A 15,829-nucleotide genomic window follows, 5' to 3' on the forward strand; every position below is an offset into this window, starting at 1 on the left:
TGTCGGTGCTCCTTGTCCGTATGGCCCAAGGATTCCGACTCGCCATGACCTCCGGCTAACGGTATTCTGCCGAGCTATGTCGATTGACGGCCACATTGACGGGCACAGCATTCCGAGTTCGCCGATCCGGATGCTCTCGCACCTGGAGCGGATCGACCGGCACCGCCACGACGGCCACCAGTTGATCTACCCCAGGCGCGGGGTGCTGCGGGTGTTCACGGCCTCGGGAGTGTGGGTCGTGCCGCCTTCGCAGGGCGTGTGGATCCCGGCGGGGATCGACCACGCCCATCGCGCGTGCGGGACGACCGAGATGCGCGCGATCCTGTTCGCGACCGACGGCCCCGGGCCGTTCCTCGAGCACCCGACGGTGCTGGCGTTCACGCCGCTGCTGCGCGAGGCCGTCACCTGCCTGACCGACGACGCCGCGCTCGAAGCGGGCACCCGGGGGCACCTCGAACGGGTCGTCCTCGACCTCCTACGGGGTGTCGAAGCACCGCAGCGGTTCCTGCCCGCGCTCCCCGATCCGCGCCTGCGCGAGGTGGTGGCGATCCTCGAGGACGATCCGGGCGACCGGCGGACCCTCGCCGCGCTCGGCGCCGCCGTCGGCGCGTCGGAGCGGACGCTCAGCCGCCTGTTCCGCGAGCACGCGGGGATGACGTTCGCGCAGTGGCGCGGGCAGTTCCGGCTGCACCACGCGCTCGTGCTGCTCGCGGAGGGGCACCAGGTCACGCGGATCGCGGGGGCGTGCGGGTACGCGAGCCCGAGCGCGTTCATCGGGGCGTTCCGGGAGGCGTTCGGCGTCACCCCGGGCGAGTACCTGCGGCGCGAGCCGGACCTTCGCCTGTAGACGGAGGCCCTCGGGCCCGTTGCGGCACGGCCATTGCCTTGAAGGCGCGCTCCGGCTATCCTAGGACCATTATATCGATTCAATTCGATATATCGATTCCTTTGAAGCCAGTCGGCCGCGGTAACCCGGCACGCCGCGCCGCCTGCCACCTCCCCCTGTGCCACGACGCGCCCTCGCGCGGCCTCCCGGCGTGCAGTGCCGACAGGCCGCGTTCGGACCCCCATCAGATACGGAGTGACACATGAACAGCTCTCGACGGGCGAGACGCCTGCGAGCCCCGGCAGCGGCCTTCATCGGCCTGGTCGCCGCCGCGGCGGCGACACTGGCGGCGACGACCGGCGCGGACGCCGCCACCGTCCGCTACGAGGCCGAGAACGCCCCCGCCGTCTGCGACGGCACGATCGACTCGAACCACAGCGGGTACTCCGGCAGCGGATTCTGCAACACCAGCAACGCGAGCGGCGCCGCAGCCCAGTTCACCGTCAACGCCGCGAGCGCGGGAACGGCCACCGTGGCGATCCGGTACGCCCACGGCGCCACCGACTCCCGCCCGGCGAACATCCTCGTCAACGGCAACACCGTCGAATCGGCCAGCGCGTTCAGCGCGACCGGCGCATGGAACACCTGGTCGACGAAGACCGTCACCGTCCCGGTGAACGCCGGCAGCAACACGGTCCGGCTTGTGGCCTCCGCCGCCGCCGGCCTGCCGAACATCGACTACGTCGAAGTCACCGACGGGAGCACGGCCCAGACCGGGCCCATCATGGAGGACCTCGGGCGCGGCGTCACCGTCGTCCCCTCCGGCGGCGGCAACCTCGTCAGCTGGCGACTCCTCGGCACCGACGCGGCCAACACCGCGTTCAACGTGTACCGCAACGGGACCCTGCTCAACGGCTCCCCGATCACCGGCGCCACCAACTACCTCGACACCGGCGGCAGCGGGACGTACACCGTCGCCGCGGTCAACAGCGGGACCGTCGGCAGCCAGTCGGGCGCCGAAGCGGTCTTCAACTCCAGCGGCTACAAGGACATCCCGATCCAGCGTCCCGCTGGCGGCACCACCCCCTCGGGGGAGGCGTACACCTACAGCGCCAACGACATGAGCGTCGGCGACCTCGACGGCGACGGCCAGTACGAGTACCTCGTCAAATGGGACCCCAGCAACGCCCACGACAACTCGCACTCCGGCTATACCGGGAACGTCTACATCGACGCGTACGAGCTCAGCGGCCAGCGACTGTGGCGTATCGACCTGGGCCGCAACATCAGGGCCGGGGCGCACTACACCCAGTTCCAGGTGTACGACTACGACTCCGACGGCGACGCCGAGATCGCCATGAAGACCGCCGACGCGACCGTCTCCGGCACCGGGCAGGTCATCGGCAGCGCCAGCGCGGACCACCGCAACAGCAGCGGCTACATCCTGACCGGGCCCGAGTACCTGACGATCTTCAACGGCGCCGACGGCGCGGCCCTGGACACCATCAACTACCAGCCCGCGCGCGGCAACGTGAGCGACTGGGGCGACAACTACGGCAACCGAGTCGACCGGTTCCTCGCCGGAACGGCCTATCTGGACGGTCAACGTCCGAGCATGGTGTTCGCGCGCGGCTACTACACCCGCAGTGTCATCTGGACGGTCGACTTCAACGGCACGGACCTGGTGTCCCGCTGGGTGTTCGACTCGAACAGCGCCGGCAGCCAGTACACCGGTCAAGGGGCGCACAGCCTCTCGGTCGCCGACATGAACGGCGACGGCCGCCAGGACATCGTGTACGGGGCCATGGCGGTCGACTCGAACGGCCAAGCGCTGTGGAACACCCGGTTCGGCCACGGCGACGCGCTCCACGTGAGCGACTTCGTGCCGAGTCGCGCCGGTCAAGAGGTGTTCATGCCGCACGAGAGCGGCAGCCAGCCCTCGTCGAGTCTGAACGGCAGCAACGGCGCGATCCTCTTCCAGACGCCCGCGAGCGGGGACAACGGCCGCGGCGTCGCGGCGAACGTCCTCGCCAGCAACCCGGGCGCCGAATACTGGTCGCTGAACGTGAACGGCCTGCTCAACGCCTCCGGCGCCAACATCGGCGCGAAGCCCGCCTCGACCAACTTCCTGTCCTGGTGGGACGGCGACGGCGAGCGCGAACTGCTCGACGGCACCGCGATCACCAACTACCCGTCCGGGACGCTCCTGTCGGGCTCGGGGGTCGCGTCGAACAACGGCACCAAGGCCACGCCGGGGCTCTCCGCGGACCTGTTCGGCGACTGGCGCGAAGAGGTCATCTGGCGCACCAGCGACAACAGCGCCTTGCGGATCTACGCCACCCCGTCCACCACCAGCCTGCGCATCGCCACGCTCATGCACGACCCGCAGTACCGGGTGGCGATCGCGTGGCAGAACACCGCGTACAACCAGCCGCCGCACCCGAGCTTCTACATCGGCAGCGACGTCACGAGCTACCCGTTCCCGTCCATCACCACGCCCTGACCTTCTCTGCAGCACTGGGGCCCGCGACGAGTGTCGCGGGTCCCGGCCCGTGGAGGGATCGGTCAGTCTCCGGGATCGAAATCGATGAGTTCGATGCGTTCGTCGCTGCCTTTCACGCCGTTCTCGAGGACCAGCCCGATGCCTGGCGCGTAGAACTTGTGCTCGACGACGGAGGTGTCGAGCGGGTTGACGTCTTCGGTGCGCAGGCACTCGTCGTAGCTGCCGAACGGCACGTCGACGTCTTCGTCGAGCGCGAGGACTTCGCCGGTGTCGACGGCGTGGCCCTCGTAGAACTCCTGGTAGTAGTAGTCGCCGACCTGGGGGTCGGCCTCCATCGCGATGCCGGGGAGGGCGCCGTCGACGCCGGCCTCCCAGGATCCTTCGGTGCTGGTGGTCTCGCCGTCGGTGATCTCCCTGGAGTCTTCGCCGAAGTACCAGACGTTGCCGTCGGCGTCTTGGGCGTACCAGTCGTACGTGTCCTCGACGACCTCGCCGTTCTCGCTCACGGTGTCGTGGACGACCACGGTGGTGACGCCCATGACCTCGCGAGTCTCGTCGGTGACCTCGACGACGATCCGTTCGGCGCCGCCTTCGTAGGTGTAGACCGCGCCCGGCGTCCACGGCATGAACGGGTTGTCGATGGCGGTGGTGAACGCGGAGGGGCCGGGCATGTCCGCGAGGGTCGGGGCGCCTGTCGCGGTATCGCTCGGCGCGGAATCGTCGCCGCAGCCGACCGTGGCTGCGACCAGCAGGAGAACGGCGGTCAAGTGCGGCAGGCGCATGGCTCCTCCGGGCCGGCGAGGCCCTCGGTTCAACCCTACGCCCGTGCCGGTGCGCACGGGTCCAAAGCTTGCACGCGCACCGATGATTCCACGCGGCTCGTGTCGTCTCAACGCGAAAGGACCGTCTTCCTCCAGGAGCGATTGCGCATGAACGACTTCAAGCCCGTCACCGATCTCGTCGCGGGCCTGCTCGACGGCGTCACCGACGCGCGGCTCTCCGGTCCGACGCCGTGCGGGCATTACACGCAGGCGCAGCTGCTCAACCACCTGCTCGGCCTCTGCCTCGCCTTCACCGCCGTCGCCCGCGGCGAGACCGGCCCCCACAACGAGGCGCCTCCCGGCGAGCCCGCCGCGACGCTCGACCCGGGCTGGCGCGTCGAACTCGAGCAGCGCCTCGCGACCCTCGCCGACGTGTGGTCCGAAGCGTCGGCCTGGGAGGGCGACGCGCTCGCGGGCGGCGTCACGCTCCCCGCCTCCGTCATGGGTCTCGTGGCGCTCAACGAGGTCGCGATCCACGGCTGGGACCTCGCGCGCGCCACCGGCCAGCCCTACGCCCTCGACCCGGCCACCATCGAGACCCTCACCGCGTTCACCGGCCAGGACGCCGACGACCAGGCCGCCCGCGAAGGCGTCTACGGCCCGGTCGTCAAGATCCCCGCGGACGCACCGCCGCAGGACCACCTCGTAGCCCTCACCGGTCGCGACCCCGCCTGGCGCCCATAGCGAGCCCGCAACATGACCGGTGGGGCAGGCCGAGCTCGGTCTGCCCCACCGGTCATGACGTCACTCTCGTTCAGATGACCTCGGTGATCGAGACCTCCTGGACTGGGCCCTCCCAATCACCGTGCGCGGACGCCAGGGGCCGGTCGGCGTATTCGATATCGTTCTCGATGCGGAGGAGCGCCTTCTCCCACTCGTCTTTGGATCCCGAGACGTCCATGGGGTCTCCGGCGTCGCCGCCGCGCACCAGCCATTGGGGACGGAGCCGGTCGAGGATGGCGTTCATCGCCTCGGCCAGCAGCTCCCGTCGGCGAGCGAGGAAGGCCGGGTACCGGTCCTCCTCCCACAACGAGCGGTCGCCCGGAATCGAGTGCGCGAGCAGTTCCGCGTCGGAGAGGCCCATGGCCGCAAGGTATTCGCCGGGTCGCTTCGCGCCGATCCCCCGGTTCGCACGGCCCGCGATGAAGACGAGATTCGCGAGGTCGTTGATCTCGGTCCTGCTGTACTCGCCGCCGCGGCGCAGCAGCGCCTGCGGGAAGACATGGTGGTATTCGAGCTTGTGGCCGCCCTCTGCGGCGACCGAAACGGCGGCGCCGGACCACCAGTCGTGTGCGCCTTGCGATTTCGCGGCAAGGAAGCTCATCATGAAGTACGGGCTGCCGGTGCTGCGGTCGACCAGGTCCCGCGGGGTCACCTCGAGTCGGCCCTCGGGCAGCCCCAAGCGGTCGAGGAGGCGGTTGACGCCGTCGGGCTTGCGGGCGTCGGGGATGTCCTGGCCGAGCTTCGTGTCGGTCGAACCGCTGAAGCGGTTGCGGAGCGTCGCGGCCAGGAACCAGTACAGGATCGCGTCGGCGGTCTCCGCCTCCATCGGTTCATCGGACCGTTCACCGAGGAGCACCACCAAGGGCAGCAGCACCACGACCGACTTGAGCAGGCTGCTGTGCGTGACGCCGAGGTTCTCCTTCAGCAGCGGGACGAGGTGCCGCAGGCCGCGCTGCACGGTCTGCCATCCGGCGTCGAGCTCCTCGTCGGACTTGCCGAGCAGCTGGTTGTTGGAGGCGGGGGTCAGGCCTCTGCCGAGGACGGCGGCGGTGAGGGCACGCGCCAGGAACGTCAGGTCCAGGTCGCCCCACCCGCGCTCAGCCCAGTGGGCGGCTTCGGTCTCCAGTTGCGCAAGGGTGCCCGGGCGACGCGCCGAAAGGGTCGCCAGCGCCAGGTCCATGCGTTTGAGGGGGCGTCCGCTGTTGACGCGGATGAAGATCTCGGAGACCTCCTCGTATTCGAATTCGCCGAGGATCTCCAGGTAGACGGTGCGCTCTTTGATCTTCTCGAGCCGGGCGAGGCGCTTGTGGATGTCGTTGCGGTCGAGTCCGGGCAGGCGCTCGGAGAGTGCGAACGTGAGCTCGAACAGGTCGATGCGCCCGTCGACGATGTCGAACACCTTGACCCAGCGGGCGTCCTTCACGGTGGAGGAGCTCTGGTTCTGGAACCGCTCGGTCTCGACGTTGAACACGATCTGCGCCTGTTCGTGGTCGTTGAAGACCCGGTGCAGTGAAGTGAGCCGCTGCTGGCCGTCGAGGAGGTAGAGGGGGGCGCCGCTCTCGCCCGGGACGGCGTCGATGTCGGCTTCTCTGGTGAGCGGCCGGACGTCGGAGCGCCAGAACAGGAGCGACCCGATCGGGTAGCCGCGGTACAGCGAGTCGACGAACGCGGCCACCTGTATCGGCTTCCATACGTATCCGCGCTGGACTTCGGGCAGTTTGACCGCTCCGTTCGAGATCTGCGAGACCAGCTGCGAGAGCTGCCAGTTGGTCGATTCGAGTCGCACTGGGACTCATCCTTTCCGGAGGGGGTTATCGGTCGCGGCGGAGCAGCGGGCTCGGGGTGCCGGACCAGGTGAAGACGGCTTCGTCGCGGGCGCGCGTGGCGGCCACGAAGAGCAGGTTGCGGGCTTTGGCGGTCTCCAGCTCATGCCGGTGCGGGTCGGTGTCGGCGAGCTTGCGGAGATACGGGAACGGGAAGTGCTCCGCCCCGAGTCGACCGATGAGGACGCACCGGTATTCGAGGCCCTTGAGGCGGTGCATGGTGCCGACGTGGACGGCCTGCGGGTCGGGTTCGCGGTCGGTCGAGAGCGGGAACACCGGTATGCCCGCCGAGCGCAGTGCGCCGATGACGTTGTCCACCTGGAACTTCTGCGGGACGGCGATCGCGACGCTGCCGGGCGGCTGTTCAGCGGTCCAGGCCCGCACCTGGTCGACGATGGCGGCGAGCTCGGCCGTTTCTCCGTCGTACCCGGCGAATCGGGGTGCGGCGCCGGTCATGACCGAGCGGTATCCGGCGAGGCTGTCGAGGTCGCCGTCGAGGTCGTCCGCTCGGGCGTCGGCTTCGATCGCCAGTGCCGCCCGGAGGATTTCCTTGGTGGTGCGGTAGTTGAGGGTGAGTCGTTTGGAGCGGCCGCGGATGTCGACGCCGAGGCGGCTCAGCGTCACCGGTTGCCCGTAGATGCGCTGGAACGTGTCGCCCGTGATGAACAGGTCGTCCGCTTCGCGCGGCGCCATCGCGCGCAGCAGGCGCCAGTGCGCGGGCGTGAGGTCCTGGGCTTCGTCGATGACGACGTGCCGGTATCGGTAGGGGCCTTTGAGCCGGTGTTCTTCGGCGAGGGCGACGGTGGCCCGCAGTTGGGGCCAGCACCATGCGCCGTTCGCGGTGCGCCGCTGCTCGAACCGTTCGACGAGGTCCCATACGCGGGCGCGCTGGAGGCGGTTGAGCTTTCTGGGGCGGCCGACTCGGCGGGCCTGGAAGTACTCGGACCGGCCGGTGATGAGCTGGGCGCAGATGACTTCGCTCCATTCGCTGTGGAGGAAGTCGGCGTCGAATTCGGTCTCGTCGGCCTGCTGGGCGAGCTCGGCCCACCAGGCGGTCATGGTGCGGTCGTCGAGGAGGGTGCCGGGGCGGGGTCCGATCTCGGAGGCGAGGCGGTGGACGACGCTGTCGAGGTGCTCGACGTCGATGCGGCGCATGGTCTCCTCGTCGAGGAGCAGGGCGAGTTTGCGTTTGAGGTCGGCGGCGAGGTTGCGGGTGTAGGTGGTGACGAGGAGGCGTTCGCCGGCGGCGCTGTCCGCTGCGGCGCTGTCGAGTTCGCGGGCGAGGCGGGCGGCGCGGTGGAGGGCGACGACGGTCTTGCCGGTCCCCGGGCCGCCGCTGATGCGGGCGGGGCCTTTGTGCCGCTGCTCGATGAGCTTCTTCTGGTTCGGATGCGGCCAGAGCCGCCAGGCCTCGAACCCGTCTTCGAGCATGGCGGCCACGGCCCGGTCGGAGCTGGTGACCATGCTGGAGCCGCGTCCGATCGCGGTCGCGTAGTCGGCGGTGTCGACTTCGCCCGGGGCTTTGACCGGGGCGGTGATGAGCTCTTCCACTTCTGCCAGTGGGAATCCGGCGTCGAGGGCGCGGAGGACCTCGGCGGTGTGGTGGGGTGCGACCGCGCAGAACGCGTCGAGCTGGGCGTCCTGTTCGATCTTGCGGATGGACGGCAGGAGCGGTTCGGCGACGCCGAGTTCGAGGAGTTCGGCGTCGGTGAACGGGTCGAACAGTCCGGGACCGGTTTCGGGTCGCGGCGCGGCCGGAGCCGGTGCGGTGTCGTGTCGGGTCTCGATGGCGCTGTTCAGGTCGTCGTGGTCGACGACTTCGAAGGCGCCGGTGACGCGGTTGACGGAGGCGTCGTAGCGGTCGTCGAGCCGGTCGTAGGACTGGCCGCGGTGTTCGACGGCGATGAGGGCGAAGAGGGCGTCGCCGACCTTGCACATGACGGCCCGGTAGTCGTCGGTGACGCGGGCGGACCACAGGCCCTTGCCGCTCTTCAGCGGTTTGAGGCGCAAGCCCGGCTGGTGCATGTTCGCGCAGAATTTGGACTGGAAGTCGACGAAGCGGTTGCGGACGGCGCGGTCGAGCTTGTCCAGGTGCCGGGCGGCGTTGCGCTCGATGATCAGCGACGCGTTCTGACGTTCGGCCATGAGGCTCCCGTCGGGGGTAGAGCGGCGGCTGGATTCTCGCGGAATCGTTTCGGGGCGGACAGCTTACCGTGTGTAGTCCTCACGGCCGCAGCGGTATCGACCCCCCACCGCCCGGGAGCGCGGTTGGTCAGATTCGCGCGAGATGCCCGCTTCGGACGAGTGCGCCGAGGTGCTCGGCGGTGCGCTTGGGCGCCGAACCGCCCTTGACCAGGAGGCCGGCCTCGAGGTTGCGCTCCATTCCTGAGGTGGTGAAGTTCGCGCTGGTCACGAGCAAGGTGGTGGCGTCGGCGAGGGCGAGTTTGGCGTGGAGCTTCGCGTCGGCGGGGCGGGCGGCCACGGGCCAGGTGTAGAGCTTCGCTCCTTTGAGGAGGGCGAAGGCGGCGGCGGGTTCGGAACCGGAGATCGCCGATCCCGCGCCGGCGAGGATCTCGATCGCGATGGCGACGGTGACGCCGCGCCGCAGGGCCCGCTCGATCGCTCCGAGCAGGGGCGCATGGGGTTTCGCGGAGTAGGTCGAGAGCCACAGCTCCCGTTTGCTGCCTTCGACCAGGTTGAGCAGCGCCAGCTGGGTGGAGCGGACGGGTACGCCGTGGACGGTGGGGCCGGTCCACACCGTCTCGATGTCCTGCGGCCGCATGGCGTGGCCGTCGGCGAGCCCTTCGAGATAGGCCTCGGCCCGGTCGGGCCCCCAGGCGCGGGCGGCCTCGGCGAGCGCCGCGATGACCGGTGCCGCGTCCGGCCTGCCGAGCCGCTCGGCGACGATCGAAGGCGGCGTGCCGCCGGTGATCGCCCCGGCCTGGGCGGCCAGGGCGACCGGGCCGACGAGTTCGAGGAGCTCGGCGGCCCTGGCCCGCAACGCTTGCCGTGCGCTCATCGCCACGGCTCGAGGAAGCTCAGGCCGTCGCCGAGGTCGGTGACGAAGCGGCGGTCGAGGAAGCGGTTCCCGCGTTCGCAGGTGGTCTCCGAGACGAACAGGCACGCGTGGCAGGCGGCGCCGTGGAGCGAGTCCGCCGGGTCGGCCGGCAGGTGATCGGCGCACACGGGGTCGCTGGAGCAGCGACCGGCCTCGGTCAGCGCCTTGCCGACGATGCGCGTCAGCGATCCCGCCTCGGCGAGGCTCACCAGACCGCCCAGGGTGCCTTCCGCGTCGGGCACGGCGGTGTAGATGAGCAGGCCGGCCCGGTCGTCCCCGTTGTAGTAGATCCGCTCGGAGAGGCTGGCCGAGTTGTAGCCGCAGTCAAGCGCGATCGCCCGGATGAGCAGGTGCGAGAGGGTGTGCAGCACGACGTATCCGATGCCCGGCCAGCCCGCCATGGGGTCGAACTCGCCGCCGCGTCGGCGCGAGCGCCTGCGACGGCGGAAGTTGCGCCATGCGGCCTGGAGCCGCTCCACGGCCTCCTCGTCGGCGACCCGGGTCTCCCAGGCGCGCAACGCATCGGGGTCGATGCGCAGGAAGATGCCCTCGCCGAACACTTCGCTGGCAGGGGCCCAGGTCGGTTCGCCGCGGCTGATCCGCGCGACCGGGACCAGGTCGGGGTCCTCGGGATCGGGGGCGTCAAGTCTGGTGAAGCCGTGGAAGGCGCGCACTTCGCGCAGCCGCTCGGCTTGTACGACGTCGGTGAAGTAGGGCTTGAGCGGTTCGGGGACGCCGTCGGCGTCGCGGACGACGGTGAAGTACTCGTTCGACGGCGGACGCTCGGCGGTGAACGCCTTCCATTCCGGGGCGAGGAGATCGGTGGTCTCCTGCTCGGCGGAGGCCGGGACGTGCGCGTCCATCGCCGCCCGCAGCTGCTCCGGTTCGAAGTCCAGGAACGGCTTCAGCGGCGGCAGGTGCCGCATGAGCGGCGCGAGGTTCTCGGCGCTCAGCGCCCACACCGTCTCCCGCAGGATCTCCTCGTGCTCGGCGACGAGCCCCCGCAGCCGGTCCTCGTCGTCGGGAGGGACGGAGAGCACCGAGACCGTCTGCGGAAACCAGAGGTTGGACGCACCGACGACGATGGTCTGCAGCGGCGCCCGGCATTCGCCGAACTCGTGGAGGTGCGGGTGGCGGCCCCGGCAGTTCGGCAGCTCGCCGCGACCGGTGTCGCCCATGGCGTCCTTGAGGTTGCGCGCCGCGCCGCAGGACTTGCAGGTGAGGCGCACGTCCACTTGGCGGTTCCCGGCCCGGTCGAGCATCTCCAGGATCGGGTACTCCGCTTTCGGGCAGGTACTGCCGTGGTGCGTGAACGGCTCGTATGGGAACTCGTCGAGGTGCCCGTCGTCGCAGACGACGACGAACCGGGCCGGGACGGCCTTCGCGTCCAGGCCGCGGCGTCCGCCGCAGTTCTGGTGCTGGAACACGGCCAGATCGGGGCGGCTGCGCTTGTAGTTGACGTACGTGAAGTCCTCGCGCCAGATCGGAGCGAGCAGGTTGCACCTGGTGCAGCGCAGCCAGGACGGGAAGGGCCGCACCGGCACCCCGACGAGCGCGCGGTCGTCGTCGTCGGACAGCGGGATGAGCCGCAGCTCCCGCACCGATTGAGAGAGGCGCTTCCGGGTGAGTTCCAGCAGCCGCTTCTCGTGCACGATCCGCAGGTCGCTGTTGCGGTAGAAGGGCTCCCAGTCGTCGAGCCCGCCGACGAGCGCGGCGAAGTTCGGGAGGTCGACGATCCCGCCGATGCCGCCGGTGAACATGAGGTGGCTGGGCCGGGCCGAGCCGACCTGCCGGAACTGCTGTCGCGCGGCCATCGTCATGCACCGTCCTCGGTGTCGGAACGCGTGCCGTACGACCACTGCGTGCCGCTCGGCTCGGGCATCTTCATCTCGTGGTCCGGGGGGAAGATCAGTTTCGCCTCGCCCTCGGTCTCCCGCATGGAGTTCGCCACCGTGAGCGTGGTCCATTCGGTGCCGTCCGCGGGCCGCAGGAGCCCGGCTCGGTTGGCCTTGCCGGTCCCGGCCCGGTAGACGAGTCCGCCGCGGAGCTTCTCCCGCTCCCAGTCGTCGAACAGGTTCTCGGCACGTTCACGCAGGTACTCGGCCGCCGCAGGGTTCTTCACCTCCTGGGCGCGTTCGATCAAGGTCTCGACCACGTCGTCGACCGCCGCCGCGTTCCGGTCGAACCGGGCGGCGGCCGCGTTCGGCGAGGCGTCGAGGTTCCCTTGGCGGATCGCGGCCACGAGCGCGCCGGTCGCGCCGCGGTCGAGCGCGCGCCGCGTGAACGGCGTGACGGACAGCGCCTCGACCTGCCGGTAGTAGGAGTCGTGGTAGTGGTAGAAGTCCTCGTAATGGTCGAGGTCGCGGGGCCGGGTCCAGTTGTAGAGGGTGACGACGAGCCCGGGCCGGTTCGCGTCGCGGCCGACGCGCGAGGACGCCTGAATGTACTCCGCGGTGTTCTTCGGCTGACCGGTGACGACCATGAGCCCGAACCGGGAGACGTCCACGCCGACCTGCAGCATCGAGGTCGCCAGCACCGCGTCGGTGCGGGAGCCGCGCTCGCGCAGCTCCACCGCGAGCGGGTCCGGTTCGCGCTTCTCCTTTCGGGCCAGGAACATCTCGCGGCCGATGGCGCTCCGCCGCGCGGCGGTGTCCCGCTCGGGATCGAAGCCCTGCTCCAGTTCGGACAGTGTGGCGGAGATGTCGCTGGAGGCGATGCGCGAGGTCAACTCGGTGATCCGCAGCGTGTTCGCGGAGCCGAGTCGCGCCGAGAAGCCGTCGCGGGTGCGCCGCACGCGGATCGACACGTCATCGTCCAGGTACCGCCGCATCCCGGCCAGTTCCCGCGTGGCGTTGAAGTACCCCACCGGGGTCATGTACGGGTCCGCCGGAGCCCCGTAGCGGTCGAACAGGGTCTGACCGGCGATCAGCAAGGTGTCCCACAACCGGATCTCGGCCTGCTTCAAGCGAACCCCGTGCGCGCACAGCCCGAGGTAGCGGCGGCCGGGCGTCTGCTCGGTGATCGGGTCCTGCTTGGAGAAGAACGTGTCCTCCACGTCGAGCACCGGCGGCGGGAAGATCGCGACCCGCCGGTTGTAGATGCCCTTCACCTGCGCGGCCGCCCGCTTCGTGGTCGCGGTGGACGCCACGATCTTCGGACCGACGACGCCCTCCTCGGTCTCCCACTGCAGCAGATAGTCCACTGCGGACTCGAACAGGGCGACGCTGGTGCCGAGCGCCCCCGAGATCAGGTGCAGCTCGTCCTGGATGATCAGATCCCAAGGCCGGGGCCGGATCACCGGCTCGCTGACGACCGCCGGAAGCCTGCCCTTGGGCACATGCCGTCCCCCGCAGCCGATCCGCTCGTCCAGGTCGGGATGACGGTAGCCGTGACGCGGGCACTTCGACCGGGCCTGCCCGAACAGCAGCCCCGCCTCGCCCTTCCACGGCAACTGCGCCAGCTTGTCCACTGTGGCGATCATGAACGCCGGAAGCAGCCGATAGATCTCCTCGTCGACGCTCACCACCGGGATGCCCTCACCGGGCGACGAGCGGCGCGAGAACGGGCAGCGGCCCTCCCCGGCCGAACGCGGGCAGAACAACAGGACCCGGCGGCGCCCCTCATCGGTCTCGATCGCGTTGGCCTCGAACCGCTCCCCGCACCACGGGCACGCCTGCAACTGCAGCGTCTTCGACTCGCCGACCTTCCCGCGGACCTTCATGTCCGCGATGTCCTCCGCCGCATCCTCATACGTGTTGGGGGTGACCTTCAAGCCCACCCACAACCCGATGCGGAACGGCTCGTCGCCGTAGACCTCCGGCGCTTCCCGGCGCAGCAGCTCGGCCGCGCACACCAGCGCCGACGCCCGCTGGAACTGCTGCGAAGTGAGCAGCCGCAGCGTGTACCGCATGAACACCGCCACCCCGGCGGCGGCGTCGCGGGCCTCCTCGCCGGAGCCCGTGACGCCCTGGAGGCGGCGGATCGCCATCGTGAACGCCGCCAGACCCAGATACGCCTCGGTCTTGCCGCCGCCCGTAGGGAAGAACAGCAGATCGACCAGGCCCTTCCGGCCGATCCTCCGGTCGGGGTGCCCGGGGTCGGCCAGGCTCGCGAGGTTCAAGAGGAGGAACGCGAGCTGGAACGGACGCCACGAAGCGGCGGCCGGACCCTTCGCCTCGATCGCCGCCAGCGCGGTCGCGTAGTCCGAGCCGTTCGCGGCCCGGTGAGCGGCGATCTGGGTGTGCAGCCGCTGGTCGGCCATGGCGCGCTGCGCGAACCGGAAGGCCCGCAAGGCGATCGCGTGATGCTCGTGGCCGGGCTCGGTGAGGAGCCGCACGCCCTCGCCGATGCGGTCGGCGATCGTGCGGGCCTCGCCGAGCGCTTCGCGCGCGTAGGCGCGCAGCTGCTCGGGCAGGCCGGCGATCCGGGCCTCCTGCTCGTCGAGCCAGACGCGGTAGCCGTCGGCGAGCGGGGCGAGCCCGGCCCGCAGCGTCTCGGTGTCGGCTCCGGCGAGGGCGGTCATGGAGAGTTCGAGGCCTGCGAGGAGCGCTGATTCCTCGGGTGTGGGCGCGGACGTGCCGGGCACGTCGGTGACGGGCATCCATTCGGTCCGCAGTTCGCGGGCACGGCGCTCGCCGGGCACTTCGTCGGCATGCACGGCGACATTGCGGCCCCTCGTGTACTGGAGCCGGTTGCGGTACAGCAGCCGCAGCCGCATGTCCTCGGCGTCCAGGTAGGCGCTCTCGCGGGCGTCCTCGCGCATCGGGTCGTCCATCGGGAGGAACACTGCCGACTCGCCGTCGAAGGCGCGCACGGTGAGCTGGGGTTGGAACAGCCAGGCCTCGTCGGCGTTGTGCTGCGGTTCCCGCTGGCCGTTGACGAGGCCGAGTTCGACGACCAGGCTGTCGTCGCGCCGCCTGGTCTCGACGGTGAGGAGCACGCCGCGCTCGTCGCCGGGATCGCCGGTGAGCACGATGCGCTGGCGGGGTTCATGGAGGTCGATCTCACGGCCGTGTTCTTCTCCGGCGGGGACTCGCCGCCAGCCGGACACGGGTTTGCCGTCTTCGTCGGTGAACGAGGTCTTGAGGTAGTGGCCCCAGGTGGCGCGGACGTGGATCTTCCGGGTGTCGGCGGGCACGCGGAAGGAGAGCCCCATGCTGGAGGCTTCGAGGCGGCCGACGTCGGCGGTCTTGGCGGCGAGTTCGGCGTCTTCGGTGCCGGCGTTGAGGTTCTCGCCGTCGTCGAGGTTGTCGGGGTCGTTCGCGGTGTCGTCGGCATCGCGCTCGGTGCCGGGCGGGAGGAGTTCCTTGGGGCCGAGCTGGCCGACGAGGTAGCGGGAGCGGGGGCTGTCCTTGCCCACGATGTCCTCATTGGGGCCGCCCCATGGGCCGAGGAGGTCGCGGGTGAGGTAGCCGAGCAGGTCTTCACGGACGCCGAACGAGGTGGCGTCCTCGAACAGCTGCGGGCGGCGCAGCAGTTCGGCGGGGTTCGGCGCCTGGTCTTTGTCGGTCTTGCCTCGGGTGGCCATGGCCCTCCGTTCGCCTCCGGCGCGGCCGTGCGGCCGCGAATGGTCCATTCTGCCGGACGGGGCCGACGTTCGAGGGCCGAGCCTGTCCCCGTACAAGGAAGGTCCGGTCGTCCGGGTCAGCCGCCGGACAACGACATCAGCCACATGACGGTCGGCACGATCGAGATGCAGCCGAGTACGATTCCCGCGGTGGCCATGCCCTCCCCGGACTGTCCCGTGACCTCGATCTGCTTCTTGGCGATCATGCCGAACACGAGGCCGAGCAACCCGAGGAAGCAGCAGACTCCGACGATCCCGAGCACGAGCGCGGCGACCGCGAACCCGTTGACTCCCGGCCCGCGAGGCGGTGGCTGCGGGTAGTAGTACGGGTAGTAGTAGTGATAGTGGTGCTGCTCGGAGTCGGACATGGGCGAAATGCCTTTCCGTGGGGGTGCGTGCATTCCTCGCGCTACGTGCGACCGCCGGACGCGGCGCAGTGGCGGGGGGGCGGGCGGGGGGGGGGGGCCCCGCCCCCCCCCCCCACCACCCCAAAAGAGGGACGGCCCAGC

The 15,829-nt window shown here is 70.1% G+C and carries 10 protein-coding genes; 3 read left to right on the forward strand and 7 right to left on the reverse strand.

Annotated features, from left to right (window positions below; all coding sequences use genetic code 11):
• Positions 1-76: 76 nt before the first annotated feature.
• Both JHY01_RS07420 and JHY01_RS07425 read left to right on the forward strand, forming a co-directional pair.
• Positions 77-847 (forward strand): helix-turn-helix transcriptional regulator, encoded by a 771-nt coding sequence (locus JHY01_RS07420; RefSeq protein WP_205324981.1) that lies wholly within the window; start codon positions 77-79, stop codon positions 845-847.
• A gap of 241 nt (positions 848-1,088) precedes the next feature.
• Positions 1,089-3,329: a carbohydrate-binding protein gene (locus JHY01_RS07425; RefSeq protein ID WP_205324982.1), complete on the forward strand. Its 2,241-nt coding sequence runs from the start codon at positions 1,089-1,091 to the stop codon at positions 3,327-3,329.
• Between the two features lie 62 nt (positions 3,330-3,391).
• Here the strand turns inward: JHY01_RS07425 and JHY01_RS07430 are convergent, their stop codons facing one another.
• Entirely contained in the window at positions 3,392-4,111 is a 720-nt protein-coding gene (locus JHY01_RS07430; RefSeq protein WP_205324983.1) for a hypothetical protein, read from the reverse strand.
• A gap of 147 nt (positions 4,112-4,258) precedes the next feature.
• Here JHY01_RS07430 and JHY01_RS07435 point away from each other — a divergent pair, with 147 nt between their 5' ends.
• Positions 4,259-4,834 (forward strand): TIGR03086 family metal-binding protein, encoded by a 576-nt coding sequence (locus tag JHY01_RS07435; RefSeq protein ID WP_205324984.1) that lies wholly within the window; start codon positions 4,259-4,261, stop codon positions 4,832-4,834.
• Positions 4,835-4,904: 70 nt separating this feature from the next.
• Here JHY01_RS07435 and JHY01_RS07440 read toward each other — a convergent pair whose 3' ends face one another.
• The 6 genes from JHY01_RS07440 to JHY01_RS07465 form a co-directional block, all read right to left on the reverse strand.
• Positions 4,905-6,659 (reverse strand): DUF262 domain-containing protein, encoded by a 1,755-nt coding sequence (locus JHY01_RS07440; RefSeq protein ID WP_205324985.1) that lies wholly within the window; start codon positions 6,657-6,659, stop codon positions 4,905-4,907.
• A 25-nt stretch (positions 6,660-6,684) separates the two neighbouring features.
• Positions 6,685-8,841: a UvrD-helicase domain-containing protein gene (locus JHY01_RS07445; RefSeq protein ID WP_205324986.1), complete on the reverse strand. Its 2,157-nt coding sequence runs from the start codon at positions 8,839-8,841 to the stop codon at positions 6,685-6,687.
• Between the two features lie 127 nt (positions 8,842-8,968).
• Positions 8,969-9,715, reverse strand: coding sequence for a DISARM system phospholipase D-like protein DrmC (gene drmC, locus JHY01_RS07450; protein WP_205324987.1), 747 nt, complete (start codon positions 9,713-9,715; stop codon positions 8,969-8,971).
• On the reverse strand, positions 9,712-11,574 hold the full coding sequence (gene drmB, locus JHY01_RS07455) for a DUF1998 domain-containing protein (protein WP_205324988.1): 1,863 nt from the start codon (positions 11,572-11,574) through the stop codon (positions 9,712-9,714). The genes drmC and drmB overlap by 4 nt, the downstream gene beginning before the upstream one ends.
• Complete coding sequence (gene drmA, locus JHY01_RS07460) at positions 11,571-15,281, reverse strand: DISARM system helicase DrmA (RefSeq protein ID WP_205324989.1); 3,711 nt, start codon at positions 15,279-15,281, stop codon at positions 11,571-11,573. The genes drmB and drmA overlap by 4 nt, the downstream gene beginning before the upstream one ends.
• A 116-nt stretch (positions 15,282-15,397) precedes the next feature.
• Positions 15,398-15,688: a DUF4190 domain-containing protein gene (locus JHY01_RS07465; RefSeq protein WP_205324990.1), complete on the reverse strand. Its 291-nt coding sequence runs from the start codon at positions 15,686-15,688 to the stop codon at positions 15,398-15,400.
• Positions 15,689-15,829: the final 141 nt, after the last annotated feature.

It is taken from the genome of Glycomyces sp. YM15, assembly GCF_016918015.1.
Classification (GTDB): domain Bacteria; phylum Actinomycetota; class Actinomycetes; order Mycobacteriales; family Micromonosporaceae; genus Glycomyces.